The sequence below is a fragment of the Patiriisocius sp. 208BN25-11 genome (assembly GCF_058147145.1).
In genome coordinates this window covers 1-234 of record NZ_JBYVJY010000153.1, presented here as the reverse complement: position 1 = coordinate 234, position 234 = coordinate 1, and the positions used below count along the sequence as shown (strand labels likewise).

Below are 234 nucleotides of genomic sequence, written 5' to 3'. Positions count from 1 at the left end.
CGCTCAAACTGTTGCAAAACAGCGTGGTATTTCAATGGAAAAATTGTTTAAAGGATAAACAGCACTAAGATGACAAAGATAAAAGTAACAAAGGTGAAAAGTGCGATTAACCGTACTCAAAAACAGAAGAGAACGCTTGAAGCTTTAGGACTAAGAAAAATTGGTCAAGTAGTAGAGCATGATGAAACGCCAAATATTCTTGGTATGGTAAATAAAGTTAAACACTTGGTTTCT

General features: G+C 34.6%; 1 protein-coding gene. It reads left to right on the top strand.

What is annotated here, in order from left to right; translation table 11 throughout:
- Window positions 1-69: 69 nt before the first annotated feature.
- The coding region (gene rpmD, locus ACY2RS_RS15945) for a 50S ribosomal protein L30 (protein ID WP_490099632.1) at window positions 70-234 on the top strand (165 nt) is incomplete at its 3' end.